The sequence below is a fragment of the Micromonospora sp. RL09-050-HVF-A genome (assembly GCF_019374995.1).
GTDB classification, from domain to species: Bacteria; Actinomycetota; Actinomycetes; order Mycobacteriales; family Micromonosporaceae; genus Micromonospora; species Micromonospora antibiotica.
In genome coordinates, this window is the sequence record NZ_JAGKQP010000002.1 from 5,038,341 (window position 1) to 5,054,601 (window position 16,261).

15 protein-coding genes and 2 pseudogenes are annotated in these 16,261 nt (G+C 72.9%); 10 read left to right on the top strand and 7 right to left on the bottom strand.

The genetic code is table 11. The annotated features are described in order from the left end of the window. Positions 1 to 80 precede the first annotated feature (80 nt). On the top strand, positions 81 to 704 hold the full coding sequence (locus tag J7462_RS22315) for an HAD family hydrolase (RefSeq protein ID WP_219466109.1): 624 nt from the start codon (positions 81 to 83) through the stop codon (positions 702 to 704). 29 nt (positions 705 to 733) lie between these two features. Next, positions 734 to 1,120, top strand: coding sequence for a cold-shock protein (locus tag J7462_RS22320; protein WP_204925856.1), 387 nt, complete (start codon positions 734 to 736; stop codon positions 1,118 to 1,120). Here the strand turns inward: J7462_RS22320 and J7462_RS22325 are convergent. Further along, positions 1,002 to 2,066 carry a 1,4-dihydroxy-6-naphthoate synthase gene (locus tag J7462_RS22325; RefSeq protein WP_374197542.1) on the bottom strand — a complete coding sequence of 355 codons (1,065 nt, stop codon included), beginning with the start codon at positions 2,064 to 2,066 and terminating at the stop codon, positions 1,002 to 1,004. The genes J7462_RS22320 and J7462_RS22325 overlap by 119 nt on opposite strands. A 927-nt stretch (positions 2,067 to 2,993) precedes the next feature. On the opposite strand from J7462_RS22325, the pseudogene J7462_RS33405 reads away from it, so the two are divergent. After that, positions 2,994 to 3,182, top strand: a pseudogene (locus J7462_RS33405) (helix-turn-helix transcriptional regulator); the annotation flags it as partial. A gap of 229 nt (positions 3,183 to 3,411) precedes the next feature. Continuing rightward, positions 3,412 to 4,020, top strand: a complete 609-nt coding sequence (locus J7462_RS22335) for a GNAT family N-acetyltransferase (protein ID WP_308290986.1) — start codon at positions 3,412 to 3,414, stop codon at positions 4,018 to 4,020. Positions 4,021 to 4,036: 16 nt separating this feature from the next. Here J7462_RS22335 and J7462_RS22340 read toward each other — a convergent pair whose 3' ends face one another. Together J7462_RS22340 and J7462_RS22345 are read right to left on the bottom strand one after the other, a co-directional pair. Further along, positions 4,037 to 4,687 carry a futalosine hydrolase gene (locus J7462_RS22340; protein ID WP_219466116.1) on the bottom strand — a complete coding sequence of 217 codons (651 nt, stop codon included), beginning with the start codon at positions 4,685 to 4,687 and terminating at the stop codon, positions 4,037 to 4,039. Then, positions 4,684 to 6,426 carry an MFS transporter gene (locus tag J7462_RS22345; protein ID WP_219466119.1) on the bottom strand — a complete coding sequence of 581 codons (1,743 nt, stop codon included), beginning with the start codon at positions 6,424 to 6,426 and terminating at the stop codon, positions 4,684 to 4,686. The genes J7462_RS22340 and J7462_RS22345 overlap by 4 nt, the downstream gene beginning before the upstream one ends. Before the next feature lie 86 nt (positions 6,427 to 6,512). Here J7462_RS22345 and J7462_RS22350 point away from each other — a divergent pair, with 86 nt between their 5' ends. Next, on the top strand, positions 6,513 to 7,334 hold the full coding sequence (locus J7462_RS22350; RefSeq protein WP_208565619.1) for a DUF3027 domain-containing protein: 822 nt from the start codon (positions 6,513 to 6,515) through the stop codon (positions 7,332 to 7,334). 91 nt (positions 7,335 to 7,425) lie between these two features. On the opposite strand, the gene J7462_RS22355 is transcribed toward J7462_RS22350, so the two are convergent. After that, positions 7,426 to 7,683, bottom strand: coding sequence for a DUF2530 domain-containing protein (locus J7462_RS22355; protein WP_208565620.1), 258 nt, complete (start codon positions 7,681 to 7,683; stop codon positions 7,426 to 7,428). A gap of 89 nt (positions 7,684 to 7,772) precedes the next feature. On the opposite strand from J7462_RS22355, the gene J7462_RS22360 reads away from it, so the two are divergent. The 5 genes from J7462_RS22360 to thpR all read left to right on the top strand — a co-directional run bounded on the left by J7462_RS22360 (position 7,773) and on the right by thpR (position 12,376). Further along, positions 7,773 to 9,251, top strand: a complete 1,479-nt coding sequence (locus J7462_RS22360; RefSeq protein WP_219466122.1) for an NCS2 family permease — start codon at positions 7,773 to 7,775, stop codon at positions 9,249 to 9,251. 125 nt (positions 9,252 to 9,376) lie between these two features. Then, positions 9,377 to 9,826, top strand: a complete 450-nt coding sequence (locus J7462_RS22365) for a MarR family winged helix-turn-helix transcriptional regulator (protein ID WP_208565622.1) — start codon at positions 9,377 to 9,379, stop codon at positions 9,824 to 9,826. A gap of 66 nt (positions 9,827 to 9,892) precedes the next feature. Then, positions 9,893 to 11,197 carry an MFS transporter gene (locus J7462_RS22370; protein ID WP_219466125.1) on the top strand — a complete coding sequence of 435 codons (1,305 nt, stop codon included), beginning with the start codon at positions 9,893 to 9,895 and terminating at the stop codon, positions 11,195 to 11,197. A gap of 79 nt (positions 11,198 to 11,276) precedes the next feature. Then, on the top strand, positions 11,277 to 11,792 hold the full coding sequence (locus J7462_RS22375) for a hypothetical protein (protein ID WP_219466130.1): 516 nt from the start codon (positions 11,277 to 11,279) through the stop codon (positions 11,790 to 11,792). After that, the gene (gene thpR, locus J7462_RS22380; protein ID WP_219466136.1) at positions 11,789 to 12,376 is read left to right on the top strand and encodes an RNA 2',3'-cyclic phosphodiesterase; all 588 of its coding nucleotides are present in this window, start codon (positions 11,789 to 11,791) and stop codon (positions 12,374 to 12,376) included. The genes J7462_RS22375 and thpR overlap by 4 nt, the downstream gene beginning before the upstream one ends. A 120-nt stretch (positions 12,377 to 12,496) precedes the next feature. Here thpR and J7462_RS22385 read toward each other — a convergent pair. The 3 genes and pseudogenes from J7462_RS22385 to serC all read right to left on the bottom strand — a co-directional run bounded on the left by J7462_RS22385 (position 12,497) and on the right by serC (position 15,946). Next, a pseudogene (locus tag J7462_RS22385) lies at positions 12,497 to 13,482 on the bottom strand (aldo/keto reductase). Positions 13,483 to 13,543: 61 nt separating this feature from the next. Next, positions 13,544 to 14,629, bottom strand: coding sequence for a septation protein SepH (gene sepH, locus J7462_RS22390; RefSeq protein WP_208565627.1), 1,086 nt, complete (start codon positions 14,627 to 14,629; stop codon positions 13,544 to 13,546). A 189-nt stretch (positions 14,630 to 14,818) separates the two neighbouring features. Next, entirely contained in the window at positions 14,819 to 15,946 is a 1,128-nt protein-coding gene (serC, locus tag J7462_RS22395) for a phosphoserine transaminase (protein ID WP_208565628.1), read from the bottom strand. Positions 15,947 to 16,261: the final 315 nt, after the last annotated feature.

A 16,261-nucleotide genomic window follows, 5' to 3' on the forward strand; every position in this document is an offset into this window, starting at 1 on the left:
GTTCCACGCTAGCCCGCAGGCGGGCGATTGCGCCCCCCGGACGTCCGGCTCGGGCTGACCTGTCCGGGTACCTTCGCAGAATGTCCGCGCTGATGGTCGGTTTCGACCTCGACATGACCCTGATCGACTCCCGCCCCGGCATCGCCGCCGCCTACCGGGCGCTCACCGCCCGCACCGGTGTGCCGGTCGACGCCGAACTGGCGGTCTCCCGGCTCGGTCCGCCGCTGCGCACCGAACTCGCCCACTGGTTCCCGACCGAGCGGATCGAGGAGGCGGTGGTCCTCTACCGGGAGCTGTACCCGGCGTACGCGATCGCCCCGTCGGTGCCGATGCCCGGCGCCCGGGAGGCGGTCGACGCGGTGCACGCACACGGCGGCCGGGTGATGGTCGTCACCTCCAAGATCGGCCGGTTGGCCCGGCTGCACCTAGACCACCTCGGGCTGGCGGTCGACGAGTTGGCCGGGGACCTGTTCGCCGAGCAGAAGGCGACGTCGTTGCGGGAGCACGGTGCCGCGCTCTACGTCGGTGACCATGTGGCGGACATGGTGGCGGCCGGGGCGGCCGGTATCCCGGGGGTGGCGGTGGCGACCGGCCCGTGCCCGGCGGACGACCTGCGGGCCGCCGGAGCGCAGCTGGTCCTCGACGACCTCACCGGATTCCCGGCGGCGCTCGACCGGATCATCGGGCTAGCCTTGGAGCAGTAGTCGTATCGAGTGAAGCAGGGGTTTCCAAGGTGCCGACGGGTCGAGTGAAGTGGTATGACGCGGCCAAGGGATACGGGTTCGTCACCAGCGACGAGGGTGGCGACGTGTTCCTGCCGAAGGGCGCGCTGCCGGCGGGTGTCACCGACCTCAAGGGCGGTCAACGGGTCGACTTCAGCGTGGTGGACAGCCGGCGTGGCGCCCAGGCGATGGGGGTCAAGCTGCTGGACGCCCCGCCGTCCATGGCGGAGCTGCGCCGCCGGCCGGCCGAGGAGTTGCACGGTCTGGTCGAGGACATGATCAAGGTGCTGGAGGCGAAGGTGCAGCCGGACCTGCGCCGGGGCCGCTTCCCCGACCGCAAGACCGCGCAGAAGATCGCTCAGCTGGTCCACGCGGTGGCCAGCGAGTTGGAGGTCTGAGGCACCAGCCCGGCGTCGGCGGAGGCACCAGCCCGGCGTCGGCGGCCCGGCCCAGCAGCGCCTCCACGGCGGCGAACCCCGCGTCCCCCAGGTCGGCGGTGAACTCGTTGACGTAGAGGCCGATGTGCCGGTCCACCACGTCGGGCTCCATCTCCTGCGCGTGCGCGAGCACGTACCCCCGGCTGGCCGACGGGTCGGCCCACGCCTGGCGTACCGACTCCCGGATCCAGTCGGCGGCGGCCACCGGGTCGACCGTGCCCTTGCGGGCCAGGATCGCCCCGAGCGGGATGGGTAGGCCGGTGTCGGCCTCCCACCATTCACCCAGGTCCACCAGCGCGGTCAACCCGTGCCGGTGGTAGGTGAACCGGGCCTCGTGGATCACCAGGCCGGCGTCGTAGCGGCCGGCTGCCACGCCCGGCATGATCTCGTGGAACGGCACGATCTCGATCCGGGCCGGTGGCTGTCCCGCCGACCAGAGCCGGAACAGCAGGTACGCGGTGGTCCGGTCACCCGGCACCGCCACCGTGGCCCCGCTCAGGTCGACCCGGTCCGCCCGCCCCGCCCCGCCGGCTGCGCTGGCCGGCCGGGTGGCCGTGCTGGCGGGCCCGGTTGCCGTGCTGGCGTCGGTGGTGGCCCCGCCTGCGGTGGTGGTGCCGTCGGTGGTGGCGTCCTGAGCTTCGGTGCCACGGGTGAGTACGAGGGGGCCGCAGCCCCGGCCGAGCGCACCGCCGCAGGGCAGCAGGTGGTAGTCGTCGAGCAGCCAGGGCAGCGCCGCGTAGCTGACCTTCACCAGGTCGAAGGCCCCCCGTTCGGCGGCGGTGTTGGTGACGTCGACGTCGGCGAAGGTCACCTCGACCGGCGGCGCACCCGGCACCCGGCCGTGCACCAGCGCGTCGAAGACGAAGGTGTCGTTGGGGCAGGGGGAGATCGCCAGGGAGAGCGCCACGCCCCCACGGTAGCGCCGCTGCGGCATCCGCCCCGCCATCCCCCGATGTGACGCCCACCCCGCCCGCCCCCGGCGGCCCGTTCTGGCCGGTGGGCCCGTTCTGGCCGGAGGGCCGTTCTGGCCGTGCGCGGGCCCGTTCTGGCCGGCGGGCCGTTCTGGCCGTGCGCGGGCCCGTTCTGACCGGTGGGCTGTTCTGGCCGGGTCGTTCTGGGCGGCGGGCCCGTTCTGGCCCGGCGGGTCGTTCTGGCCGGGTCGTTCTGGCCCGGTGGGTCTCACCCGCTCGGGAGGACCTGCGTCCGGCTCGTGATCCCACCAGGGCGGGGCGGGGCGGGGCGACGAGTACTACGTGTGCGCCCTTTCGAGCTGATGACGCCATCGAGTCAGCGCGGGCCGAGCGGCAGCGGGGTCAGCCTGGGGTCGAGCGGCAGCGGGGTCAGCGTGGGGCGGGGCGGTGGCGGGGTCAGCGTGGGGTAGGGCGGTGGCGGGGTGAGGGTGTGGCGGAGTGGTGGCGGGGTCAGCGTGGGGCGGAGCGCCGGGCGCGGAGGTGACGCGTACCCCACCCTGGCCGAGGCGTGGTGGTTTGACCTTTTCTCGGTATGCCCGGGGCCGCGCTACCCGGCCGGACACCGGTGTCGAGACCATGGCGGGCTGACGACCCGGGGCATGAGCCGGAAGCGGCCCGGGACTCCCTCACCGGTCTCAAGACCCATCCGTCTTTCAAGACTTATCTATCTTTCAAGACCTATCCGTCACCGACGTCTTTGGTCGGTATGCCTGGATAGACCAATCCGTGAATCGCTGACGTCATCAGCTCTAAAGGACGCGAGCTTGCTACCTTGTCCCCAGCTCCACCGGTTTTCCACAGGGTTGTCCACAGTCGGAGATGAGGTTGTTGAAGCCGAGGCGTAGCACCGGGAGCATGGTGGTGTGACGACGGAGGAGGCCCTGCCGGCCGATCTGGGCCGGACGGTGCGGGCGCTGCGCCGGGAGGCCGACCTGAGCCAGCGGGAGCTGGCCCGGCGTTCGGGGGTGCCCCAGGCGACCATCGCCCGGATCGAGTCCGGCAGTGCGGCCGATCCACGGTTCCACACGGTCGAGCGACTGGTGCGGGCCGTCGGTGGCACCCTGACGATCTCACTGCCCACCACCTCACTGCCCACCACCTCACCTCCCGCGCCGACCGACGCCCCGCCCCCGACGGACGCCCCGCCCCCGACGGACGCCCGCCCCGACGGACGCCCCGCCCCCGACCGACGGCCCGCCCCCGCCCGCAGCCCTGCCCCCGATCACCGCCACGTCGACCGTCCAGGCGCCGACCGCCGGGGTGACCTGTTCGCTGCCGCCGGTGCCGCACGACGACCTACGGGACACCGCCGGTCGGCGCTATCCGGCCCACCTCGACGTCTGGCCGGTGCGGGAGCCGAAGGACTGGCCGGGTGCCTGGTGGGCGGACTGGTACAACCTGCCGCCCCCGCTGTGGCCGCTGCGGTTGCCGCCGGCGGCGTATGAACGGAACCGGGGTTACCGGGACCGGAGGCGGGCGGCGGAGCGGGTCCGTCGGGACGCAACGGTCCGCTGGGTGATCGGCGACGGCCGGCCCTCGACGGCCTGGCGGTTCGTGGCCGAACTGCCCGACGGCACCCTGCTGGGGGAGTTGCGTGCCCACGAGCGTGATCCGCAGCTGATCTACGGCGACGACCTGGACTGGCCGCGCGAGCTGGTGCTCGACGGGGTGTTGGTCGCGGCCGGGCACCGTCGGATCGGCATCGGTGGCCGGCTGGTGGCGGCCATGGCGCAGCGGATGGAGGACATGGGCATCGGCCTGGTCCACACGGTGGTCGAGGACCAGTTCAGCAGCTCTTTCCTGGCATCCTGCGGTTTCCGGGTGGCCGCCGGTCGCCCGCTCGCCATGTCCCTGCGACGCCCGGTCGGCCCGGCACCCCGACCGCCGTAGCACCCGTCCGCATCTGTCAGGACAGCGCGCGGGCAGCCTGGGTCAGGGCGGTGAACGCCTCGCGCATCCGCCAGCCGTCGCGGTCCCGGGGACCGATCGGATTGGAGACGGTACGCAGCTCGACGAAGGGGAGGCCGGCCTGCGCGGCGGCGACCGCCACCGCGTACCCCTCCATGGCCTCGGCCACCGCGTCGGGGTGCCGGTCGGCCAGGGCGGTGGTGCTCGCGGCGGTGCCGGTGACCGTGCTGACCGTGAGCACCGCCCCGACGACGGCCGTCGGGAGGGCGGCGCGTAGCGCGCCCAGCAGCGCCGGGTCGGTGTCGATGGTGGGGCCGCCACCGAGCAGTTCCGGGGGCATCCCCAGCTCGTCGACGGGGATGAAGCCGGTCGGGGACTCGGCCCCGAGGTCCGCGGCGACGCTGCGGGAGGCGAGCACCGTTGCGCCGACCGGGGCCCGGCCGGCGAAGCCCCCGGCGATCCCCGCGCTGACCACCGCCCGGTACGGACGACCGGCAGCCTCGGCCAGAGCCAGCAGGCGGGCCGTGGCGGCGCCGGCCACGGCCGGTCCCACGCCGATCGCCCGGACCGTCACCGTCGGGTCGGCCAGCCCGGCCCGGACGGCCTCCGCCTCGGCCGGTACGGCGGTCAACACCAGCAGACCCGTCACGACACCGACCCCGGCGACTGCCGTGGCTGGTCGTCGACACCGCTGCCCGGGACTGCCGAGGACGGCCGGTAGATGTGGTAGCCCGGCGGGGCCAACCCGTCGTCGTGCCGTCCGGCCGCCCCGCTCGGGGCCGGTGAGGTCGGTGCGGCCCGGGCCGCCGCCTCGGTCGCCTCGTCGTCGGCGCTGTCGGCCGGGCGATCGGCGGCCATATCGACCCGCGTGCCGGCGGAACGACCGGCAGCGGCGTCGGTGGAGCCGGCGGCGGGACCGGGCGGGTCGGTCACCCCGGAGGCCGGGTCGGTCGTCCGCGCGGCAGTGGCGTCGGCCCGGTCCTGGGCGGCCAACTCCTCGTCGGTCAACGGTCGGCCCAGCAGCCGTTCGGCGCGCAGCCGGCCCGCGACGACGATTCCCCGCGCTGCGGCGAGGACGCCCACCCCGGCGGCGACCGCGATGCCGATGCGGCCCTCGAACGGGACGAGGCCGAGCCCACCACCGGCGACGAAGGCGAGCATCAGGGCGGTCTCGGAGTGGGCGAAGGAGCTGGCCCGCAACCGTTCGGGAATGCGTTCCTGGATCGAGGCGTCGACGGCGAGCTTGGCGATGCCGCTGGACAGGGCTGCGACCAGGCAGAACAGCGCCACCATCGGCAGGGAGAACTTCAGCACGGTCAGGATGCCCACCCCGGCCACGATGATCATCGTGCTGGACTGGATCGCCGCCGGTCGGTGGATCCGCAGCCGGGTGCCGACCGCGGTGGCCAGGAAGCCGCCGATCGCCAGCGCCCCGCCGATGATGCCCAGCGCCGCCTGGTCGCTGAGCCGGCGGCCGAAGAGGTCGTTGGTCAGGTCCCCCTTCTTGAGCGCGAACGCCAGGAAGAGCAGCAGGAAACCGTAGAGCGCGCGGACCCCCGCCGCGCCGATCAGGGTGGCGATCACCAGTCGACCCGCCGGCCGCCCCCGGCCCAACGGGCGGTCCCCCTTGCGGCGCAGCGCCCGCAGTGGTCGGGGCACCCGCTCCGGTGGCTCGGAGTCCGCCCGGGGCGGCAACCGCAACGCGATCACCATGCCGACCAGGAAGATCACCGAGGCGACCCGGAGTGGCCACTGCGGCCCGAACCAGAACGCCGCCAACCCCAGCGGGGCCACCAACGCCCCGGCCACCGTGCCGTAGACACTGGCCCGCGCCCCCACCTGGGACAGTCCGAGCCCCTCCGGCAGCAGTCGGGGCACGGCGGCGGACCGGGCCACCCCGTACGCCCGGGACAGCGCCAGCACCCCGAACGCGGCGGGATAGAGCCCGAGGCTGCCGATGTAGTCCGAGATCAGCCAGGCCAGGAAGGCCCGGCCGAGCATGGTGGTGGCCAGCGCGTACCGCCGGCCGTGCCGGAAGTGGTCGAGCAGGGGGCCGACCACGGGTGCCAGCATCGCGAACGGCACCATCGTGACCAGCAGGTAGAGCGCCACCTTGCTGCGTGCCTCACCGAGCGGGACGTCGAAGAAGATGGTCCCGGCCAGGCCGATGGCGATCAACGTGTCCCCGGCACAGGAGACGGCGTGCAGGTCGAAGAGGCGGACCATGCCGGTCTCTCCGCCGGCACCCTTCGCGCGGGCCGAACCGGCCCGTCGGGTCATCCAGCGTCCGCCGTTGACCGAGCCGCGCAGCAGCAGGCGGGTGGCGCGGATGCCGGTGCCGACGGTCCGTCCCAGTACGGACCGCCCGGAGCGGGAGAACAGCGGCATGTGCACCATCCTCGCCCATCTGATCCAGGTGTGCCGCACCACGGGGGAAGACTCACTCGGGGAGTGCCTGTCGGTGCGTGCCGCGCATGGGGAACAATGGTCGGGTGACCAGGCCCGCTCCCGCTCGTGCCGCCCGCCTCGACCAGGTCTGCGCCGCCGCCGTCGAGGTGGCCCGCGACGCGATCACCGAGGTGGAGCCCGCCGACATCGGCGACCACCTGCGGGCTGTCGCCGAAGGTGACCGGGTGGTCACCCATTATTTCGAATGCCTGCTCGGTGGTTACCGGGGTTGGCGCTGGGCGGTGACCGTCACCCGGGTCCCCCGCAGCCGGCAGGTCACTGTCTGTGAGACGGTGCTGCTGCCCGGCTCGGACGCGTTGCTCGCGCCCGGTTGGCTGCCGTGGCAGGAACGCCTCCAGCCGGGTGACCTCGGCCCGGGTGACCTGCTCCTCACTCCGTCGGACGACGACCGGCTCGCCCCCGGCTACCTGCTCTCCGACGACCCGGCGGTCGAGGAGACCTCCTGGGAGTTGGGTCTCGGCCGGCCCCGGGTGCTGTCCCGCGAGGGCCGGGCCGAGGCGGCCCAGCGCTGGTACGACGGCGACCACGGCCCGTCCGCCCCGATCTCCACCGCTGCCCCCGCCTCGGCCCGCTGCGGCACCTGTGGCTTCTATCTGCCGCTGGCCGGTGCGCTGCGGCAGGCGTTCGGGGCCTGCGGCAACTTCTACGCCCCCGACGACGGTCGGGTGGTCAGCGCCGAGCACGGTTGCGGCGCGCACTCGGAGACCCTGGTGGAGACCGCCGAGCCGGCGGTCGACGAGCTTCCGACGGTGTACGACGACAGCGCGGTCGAGTCGATGACGGTGGACGGGGCATCCGACCCGGCGGAGGAGTCCGAGCCGGTGTAGCCGTCCGGCCGGTCCTGGCTGCGGGGCCGGTCCGCCGGCAGGCGGGCTCGGCGTGGGCGTGACGCCCCGGACGCCCGGTGTGCGGGGCGGGTCAGTCCTGCCGGGCGGATGCCCGACGGCGACGACGGTGGGCGTCGTGCCGCATCATCGTGGCCAGACCGGGAAAGCCCCACAGGAACCCGGCCAGGCAGGTCCAGAGCCAGTCCTGGTGGCCGTGTTCGGTGAGCCAGCCACGGAAGAAGACCAGCATCAGCAGGCCCACCACCGCCCAGGCGATCAACCCGGCCACCGCGAACGGGACCATCGGCGGGTCGAGTGGCTCGGGTCGTGGTGGTTGCTCCTGCGGCACGGGCAGAAGCGTACCGCGAAGCATCTTCCCGGCCCGCCGCTGATCTGGGACGATGCGCGCGACAACGGTAGATCACCTGCGAGGACCTGATGGCCATAGCGCCGCCGGACAACGGCATTCCTTCTGATCCCGCCCACCCCCGGAACGGTTTCGACCGTTTCTTCGAGATCTCCGCCCGTGGCTCGACGATGAGCCGCGAGGTACGGGGTGGTCTGGCGACCTTCTTCACGATGGCGTACATCGTGGTGCTGAACCCGCTGATCCTGGGCGGAGCCGCCGACGGTGACGGCAAGAAGCTGTCGATTCCCGCCCTGGCCGCGGCGACCGCGCTGGTGGCCGGCCTGATGACGATCCTGATGGGGGTCGTCGGGCGGTTCCCGATGGCGCTGGCCGCCGGTCTGGGGGTGAACGCGCTCGTCGCGTTCGAGATCGCCCCGCAGATGACCTGGGCGGACGCGATGGGGCTGGTGGTGATCGAGGGTGTGCTCATCGCGATCCTCGTGCTCACCGGCCTGCGTACGGCGGTGTTCCGCTCGGTCCCAACGCAGCTCAAGACCGCGATCGGGGTGGGCATCGGGCTGTTCCTGACCATCATCGGGCTGGTCGACGCCGGTTTCGTCAGGCGGGTGCCGGACGCGGCGAACACCACCGTGCCGGTGGGGCTCGGCATCAACGGCAAGATCGTCAGCTGGCCGATGCTGGTCTTCGTGGTCGGCCTGCTGGTGACGCTGGTGCTGGTGGTGCGGCGGGTGCGCGGCGCGATCCTGATCGGCATCCTGGCCTCGACCGCGCTGGCGATCATCGTGGAGGCGGTCGCCAAGGTGGGGCCGTCCTTCGTCGACGGCAAGCCCAACCCGCACGGCTGGTCGTTGAACGTGCCGAAGCTGCCCGAGCGGATCGTGGACATCCCCGACCTGTCGCTGCTGGGCAACTTCAACGTGCTGGGCTCGTGGAGCCGGGCCGGCTGGTTGATCCCGCTGATGTTCGTCTTCACCCTGTTGATCACGGACTTCTTCGACACGATGGGCACGATGGTCGCGATCGGCCAGGAGGGGGACATGCTCGACGAGCAGGGCACCCCGCCCCGGGCGAAGGAGATCCTGCTGGTCGACTCGATCGCCGCGGCGGCGGGTGGCGCGGCGAGCGTCTCCAGCAACACGTCGTACATCGAGAGTGCCTCGGGGGTCGCGGAGGGTGCCCGGACCGGGGTGGCCAACCTGGTCGCCGGTGGGCTGTTCCTGCTGGCGATGTTCCTGTCGCCGCTGTCCACGGTGATCCCGTTCGAGGCGGCCTCGACGGCGCTGGTGGTGGTCGGCTTCCTGATGATGACCGCGGTGCGGACCATCGACTGGACCGACTACGAGATCGCCATCCCGGCGTTCCTCACCATCACCCTGATGCCCTTCACCTATTCGATCTCCAACGGCATCGGGGCGGGCATCATCAGCTACGTGCTGCTCAAGCTGGCGAAGGGCAGGGCGCGGGAGATCCATCCGCTGCTCTACGCGGTGGCGGTGCTGTTCGTGCTGTACTTCCTGCGCGGGCCGATCGAGTCCGCGCTGGCGTAGCGCCACCCGTCGGTCTGCGGGCCGGGCGACCCGTCAGGTTGCCCGGCCCGCAGCGGCGGTATTCCCCTCGTGAGCATGGTCATATCGGATGTCGTTAGCCAGGCTCATTAGTTAGGCTAACGACTGTGACGGAGCGGACGGTGACGGCAAACCGCGTGCCACCGGCGCAGCTGGCACCCCAGTTGCGTGATGCGATCACCCGACTCAACCGGCGGGTCCGGCAGGCCCGCCCGGTCGGCGACCTGACGGTCACCCAGCTCTCCGCGCTCACCAGCCTCCGGCTGGCGGGCGCGCTGACGCCCCGGGAGCTGGCCGACGTCGAACGGGTCCAGCCACCGACGATGAGCAAGATCGTCGCGAAGCTGGAGGAGCGCGGCCTGGTGCAGCGCACCCCCCACCCGACCGACGGCCGGCAGGTCATCCTGGCGGCCACCGAGTCAGGCCGGGCCGTGCTCGACCAGTTCGAGCGGGCCCGCGACGAGTGGCTTGCCAGCCGGCTGGCCGCGCTCGCGGAGGACGAACGCGACACGCTACGGCGGGCCGCCGAGATCCTCCAGCAGCTCGCCCGCGCCTGACGCCCCACCGGGTCCGCGCCGTCCGCCGTCGATGACGCGTACGCGACCCGAGGAGGCGCACCAAGAGTGCAGGCGAAGCTGAGCACGATGTTCCAGTCCCTACGAGTCCGCAACTACCGACTCTTCGCCACCGGACAGCTGGTCAAACTGATCGGCGTCTGGATGATGTTCATCGCCCAGGACTGGCTCGTCCTTGAGCTTTCGGACAACTCCGCCACCGCGCTCGGCGTGGTGACCGCCCTGCAGTTCACCCCGGTGCTGCTGCTCACCCTGCTCTCCGGCCGGCTCGCCGACCGCTACGACAAGCGGATGCTGCTCTTCGTCGCCAACGCCTTCTGGACGGTGCTGGCGCTGGGGATGAGCCTGCTGGTGCTCACCGGCCTGGTCGAGCTGTGGCACGTCTTCGCGTTCGCCGCCCTGCTCGGCACCGCCAATGCGGTGGAGACCCCGGTCCGGCAGGCGTTCGTCAGCGAACTCGTCGGCACCACCCTGCTGCCCAACGCGCTCTCCCTCAACGCGGCGGTGTTCAACTCGGCCCGGATCATCGGCCCCGCCGTCGCCGGCCTGGCCATCGCCGCGTTCGACGTCGGCCCGGTCTTCCTGTTCACCGCCGTCAGCTCCGTCGCGCCGTTGGCCAACGTGGTCCGGATGCGCCCGGCCGAGCTGTACCGCAAGGACCTGCTCCCGATCGGCGAACGCGACTCGGCAAAGATCATCGACGGGTTGCGCTACGTCCGGCAACGCCCCGACCTGCTGCTGCCCATGGTGGTCATGTCGGTGATCGGGATGTCGCTGTTCAACTTCCAGCTCACCCTCGCCGCACTGGCCAAGACGGTCTTCCACACCGGGGCCGCCTCGTTCGGCCTGTTCAGCACCGCGCTGGCGGTCGGCGCGCTGGTCGGGGCGCTCGCCGGCACCGGACGGCGCAGCCGCCCGTCGGTATGGCTGGTGCTCGGTGCGGCCGTCGGCTGCGCGGTCTTCGGCACCCTGGTCGGCCTCGCCCCGGCGTACTGGCTGGTGGTGACCCTGCTCATGCCGACCGGCTTCTTCATGGTCTTCTTCGCCCAGGCGGCCAACCAGCGGGTGCAGCTCGGCACCGACGCGGCCTTCCGGGGCCGGGTGATGGCGCTGTGGGTGCTGGTGTTCCTCGGCACCAACCCGGTCGGCGCACCGATCATCGGCTGGGTCGCCGAGACCTTCGGCGCCGGCGCGAGCATCTGGATGGGTGGACTCATCTCGCTGGCCACCGCCCTGCTCGCGCTCACCTGGCAACTGCGGCGCTCCGGGGCCCGACTGCGCTTCCGGGTGCTGCCGATGCCCCGCTTCTACGTGGTGTCCCGCCCCCGCCTGCTCACCCCCAGCGGGCGGTGAGCGGTGGGGCGGACACGCAGAGCGTGCAGATAGCAACAAAGCTGTGGCGCGCGGCCCCGCCGGGCCCTAGCGTCGAGGTGTGGCAGGCGGGAGCGCGCTGACGCTGATACTGGCTATCCTCGCCGTGGCCTGCCTGCCGGTGGCCTTCGCCCTGCTCTTCTGCCTCGACGAGATCGCCGACCGGGTGGCCTGCGGCTGGGCCGAGTGGCGGGAACGCCGCCGGGAACGCCGCACCATCGCCCGCCTCGACCGGGCCCTCGCCGCCGACCCGGCCACCCGCGACATCGACCTGACCGAGCTGGACCGGGCCGACCGCCGCCCCCTCGAACTCCTCGCCGCCGACCTGCGCCGCCTGGGCCAGCACCGGCTCGCCGCCGGCGGTCGCTCGGTGGTCTGGCACAGCTCGGTCATCGAGGCGTACGACGACCGGCTCCGCGCCGCCTGCCGGGCACTGGAGATCCCCGAGCACCTGGCCGAGCTGACCGGGGTCGACCGGGAGATCGAACGGGTCCGGGTCGAGGGCGTGCTGGCCGCGGCGGGGCTCACGCTGCCGACCACACCCGCCGACCGCCGCCCCCGTGACCGGCGGGCGTGAGACTCTTCGTCGCGGTCCACCCGCCACCGTCCGCCGTCGCCGACCTCACCGCCCGGGTGTCCCGGCTGCGGGTCGGCACAGCCGGTGCCGCCGGCCTCGACGTACGCCTGGCGCAGCCGGCACACCTGCACGTCACGCTGGCCTTCCTCGGTGAGGTCGAGCCCGGCCGGCTGCCCGAGGTGGCAGGTGCCCTCGGCGCGGCCGCCGAAGCCGCCCGCGCCGGCTGGACGCACCCACCCCTGTTACGGCTGGGCGGCGGGGGCCTGTTCGGGCAGGGCCGGTCCACCGTGCTGTGGGTGGACGTGCGGGGTGAGGTGACCGCGCTGCGGACGCTGGCCGGGCTGATCCGGGCCGAGCTGGACCGGGCCGGCCTGCCGTACGACGGGAAGCCGTTCCGTCCACACCTGACGGTGGCGCGGCCCGGTGACCGGCTCGACCCGTCCGAGGTGGACGCCGACCGGCTCGCCCTCGACGCCCACCTCGGTCCGCGATGGCCGGCCGATGAGCTGGTGCTGGTGCACAGCCGCCCCGGCCCCCACCACACCCCCCTCGCCACCTGGCCGCTCCGCCCCGCCCCCTGCTGATCATGACGATCGGGGCCGGGCCCGGCGGGCGACGGTTCCGTGACGGCGACGCGAAGGGGGGTGCAGTGGCGGTGTCCGAGGCGCTCGGATGCCGCTGTTTGGTCCCCGTCGGGGGACCGGTCACCAGGCCCAGGCCTCCGGGCCGGGACCACCGTTGCCGACCGGCGGGAACAACTCGTCGAGCCGCTGCTCCGTCGCCTCGTCGATCTCCACGGTCAGCGCGCCCAGGGTGTTGTCGAGCTGGGCGACGGTGCGCGGGCCGATGATCGGGGCGGTCACCCCGGGCCGGGAAAGCAACCAGGCCAACGCCACGTCGGCCGGGTCGTCACCCCGCTCGGCGCAGAACTTCTCGTACGCCTCGATGGCCGGCCGGTGCGCGGCGAGCCCGTCGGCGGCCCGGCCGGCGGTGCCCGCGCGGCCCCGCCCTCGGCCATCTTGCGCAGCACCCCGGAGAGCAGCCCCCCGTGCAGCGGCGACCACGGGATGACCCCCAGCCCGTAGTGCTGCGCGGCCGGGATCACCTCCAGCTCGACGTGCCGGGTGAGCAGGTTGTAGATGGACTGCTCGGCGACCAGGCCGAGGAAGTTGCGCTTCCCGGCGGCGGCCTGCGCCTGGGCGATGTGCCAACCGGCGAAGTTGGACGACCCGACGTAGATCACCTTGCCCTGGGCGACCAGGGTCTCCATCGCCTGCCAGATCTCCTCCCACGGGGTGCTGCGGGAGACGTGGTGCATCTGGTAGAGGTCGATCACGTCGGTCTGGAGCCGGCGCAGCGAGTCCTCACAGGCCCGGACGATGTGCCGGGCGCTCAGGCCCTGGTCGTTGGGCCACTCGCCCATCTTGCCGAAGACCTTGGTGGCCAGGACGACCTTGTCCCGCCGGCCCCCGCCCTGGGCGAACCAACGACCGATGATCTGCTCGGTGATCCCCTCACCGGTCTGCCAGCCGTAGACGTTGGCGGTGTCGAAGAAGTTGATGCCGTGTTCGAGCGCCCGGTCCATGATGGCGAAGCTGTCCGGCTCGGAGGTCTGCGGCCCGAAGTTCATCGTGCCGAGGCAGAGCCGGCTCACCGACAGACCGGTACGTCCCAGATTCGTGTACTCCATGGGACCACCCTGACACGCGCGGACCTCGAGTGCCTCACGATGCCAGAGTGGCCCACTGCGATCAGGAGGACTCGCGGGCCGCCGGGCCGGTGCCGAACAGGACGTCGTCCCAGCTGGGCAGGCGCTTACGCGGCTTGCCCGAGGCGTCCGTCGACTCGCCGCCCGCAGCGGCCGCCGCGGCCGTGCCCGTGCGGCGCGGCCGGAGCACGGCAAGCGACGGCACGGCCGGGACCTCCTTGGGCGCGTCCGAGTCGTCGTCGAAGGCGGAACCCTGCCCACCGCCGAGCAGTGCGGCGGCACCACCGCCGACGGCCCGCTGACGGGGCGCGTCGGAACCGGCCAGCGCGGCCGGGGAACGCGGGTCGAGACCCCGCCCCGAGGTGCCGCCGAGCGGACGGTCCAGCGACGCGAGCAGGGCGTCCCGCCCGGCCCGGATCGGGTCCCGGCCCGGACGGGCCTGCTCGCTGGCGGCCGGCAGGCCGTGTCCGCCCCGACTCGGCTCGCCCCGCGACGGGCCGGGCAGCGCGTGGCCGCCCCGTTCCGGTGCCGGCTCCTGGCCGAGGATCGGCGTGGGACGCTCGGCGCACAGGTACTGCGCCATGTCGTCGTGCGGGGTGACGTTCTGCCGGAGCTTGTCGAGATCCCAGACGGCCTGCGCGGTGGCCTTGCCGGACGGCCAGGTGGCGATGATCCGCCAGGTGCCGTCGTCCCGCCGGAACGCGTCCCAGGAGATCTTCTCGGTGTCGATGCCGTGCTGGGCCAGCCGACCGTTGACCACCTCGGCCAGCGGGGTGGCCTTCTCGGCACCCTTGAGCCGGGTGCGCCGGGCGTGCTGGGCGAGCATGGCCCGCTCCTGGAGCACCGGGCCGGCGTAGCGCAGCACCCGGTCGACGGGCACACCGGCGATCCGGGCGACGTCCTCGGCGGACTCGCCCGAACGGATGCGGGCCTGGATGTCCCGAGGGGACAGTGACGGGGTCGGGTCGACCCCGGTGGGGACCACGGTGAGCGGCGGCGCACCGGGCTCGGCGTGCAGCACGGTCGCGATGCGTTCGTCGATGGGGAGGGCGAGCAGGCGCCCGACCTCGTCGGCGAGCACCAGCGCCTGGCCGTCCTCGGAGAGGGCGACGAAGCGTACTGGGCGCATGGCGTAGCCTCCGTCCCGCTTCGCTGGCCGTCACGCCACGAGCCGGCCACCCGGGCGTCCTCGCACCACCGTACGCTCATCTGCCCACAGGTGGGGGATGCGACTTGCGCATGTCGCGACTGAGCTGCGGCAATGATCACCGTGGGTGGCCGCAGCGACCGCTGCGACCACCCACCGTGACGGGTGTGACTAGAGCCGCTCGACCACGTAGTCGATGGCGGCGGTGAGCGCCTCCACGTCGGCCGGCTCCACCGCCGGGAACAGCGCGACCCGCAGCTGGTTGCGACCGAGCTTGCGGTAGGGCTCGGTGTCGACGATCCCGTTGGCCCGCAGCACCTTCGCGATCGCGGCGGCGTCCACCCCGTCGGCGAAGTCGATGGTGGCGACCACGTTGGAACGCAGCGCCGGGTCGGTGACGAACGGGGTGGCGAACGCGGCCCGCTCGGCCCAGCCGTAGACGATCCCGGCGCTCTCGGCGGTGCGCTTGGCCGCCCAGCTCAGGCCGCCCTGCGAGTTCATCCAGTCGGTCTGCTCGGCGGCCAGGAAGACGGTCGCCAACGCCGGGGTGTTGTAGGTCTGCTCCAGCCGCGAGTTGTCGATCGCGGTGACCAGGTCGAGGAAGGCCGGGATGTAACGGCCGGAGCCCTTGATCTCGGTGGCCCGCTCCAACGCGGCCGGCGACATCAGGGCCAGCCAGAGGCCGCCGTCGGAGCCGAAGCACTTCTGCGGGGCGAAGTAGTAGACGTCGGTCTCGCCGACGTTGACGTCCAGGCCGCCCGCGCCGGAGGTGGCGTCGACCAGCAGCAGCGAGCCCGGGTCGGCGTCGGCGACCCGGTTGATCGGCACCGCGACCCCGGTGGAGGTCTCGTTGTGCGGGGTGGCGTAGACGTCCACCCCGGCCTCGGCCAGCAGGCCCGGGGCGCTGCCCGGCTCGGCCTTGCGGACCGTCGGCTCACCGAGGAACGGCGCGTCCTTGACCGACTTGGCGAACTTCGCGCCGAACTCGCCGAAGCTGGCGAACTGGGCCCGGTCGCGGACCAGACCGAAGGTGGCGACCTCCCAGAAGGCGGTGGCGCCACCGTTGCCGATGATCACCTCGTAGCCCTCGGGCAGGGAGAAGAACTCGGCGATGCCCTTGCGCAGCCGGGCGACCTCGGCGCGGACGGTCTGCTGCCGGTGCGAGGTGCCCAGGTAGCTGGTCGCCACGTCGGCGAGTGCGGACACCGCCTCCGGACGGACCTTGGACGGCCCGCAGCCGAACCGCCCGTCGGCGGGCTTGATGTCGTCGGGAATCCGGATGGTCGGTGCGTCAGCCACGGTTTTCTCGATCCTTCCGCATGGGGCTAGGGCGGGCCCTTCACCAGGCGCGGGACTGCCGGCGGACGGGTGCGCGGGGCGCACCACGTGGCCGGGTCCGTGCCCGGTCCGGCGACACTGCCGGCCTTCATCCTCGCACCCGCGGTGGCCCGGATGCCGGCTGGTCCCAGGCCCGGACCTGAGGCGTCGGCCACACCGCTGCGTGATCAACGGCCGGTCGCCGGCCGGGCCGCTCCTGATCGTCCACCCGTCGCCGACCGGCCGGCCGGTGGTCGCGGTCGGCCGGGTCGCGCGTCGCCGGGTCGTCCGTCCGGC

Coding starts and splice junctions, on each gene's coding strand:
- J7462_RS22345 (WP_219466119.1), bottom strand. CDS start 6,426: ATGCCGCTGTTCTCCCGCTCCGGGCGGTCCGTACTGGGACGGACCGTC.
- sepH (WP_208565627.1), bottom strand. CDS start 14,629: ATGCGCCCAGTACGCTTCGTCGCCCTCTCCGAGGACGGCCAGGCGCTG.
- J7462_RS22360 (WP_219466122.1), top strand. CDS start 7,773: ATGGCCATAGCGCCGCCGGACAACGGCATTCCTTCTGATCCCGCCCAC.
- J7462_RS22315 (WP_219466109.1), top strand. CDS start 81: ATGTCCGCGCTGATGGTCGGTTTCGACCTCGACATGACCCTGATCGAC.
- J7462_RS22350 (WP_208565619.1), top strand. CDS start 6,513: ATGGGGAACAATGGTCGGGTGACCAGGCCCGCTCCCGCTCGTGCCGCC.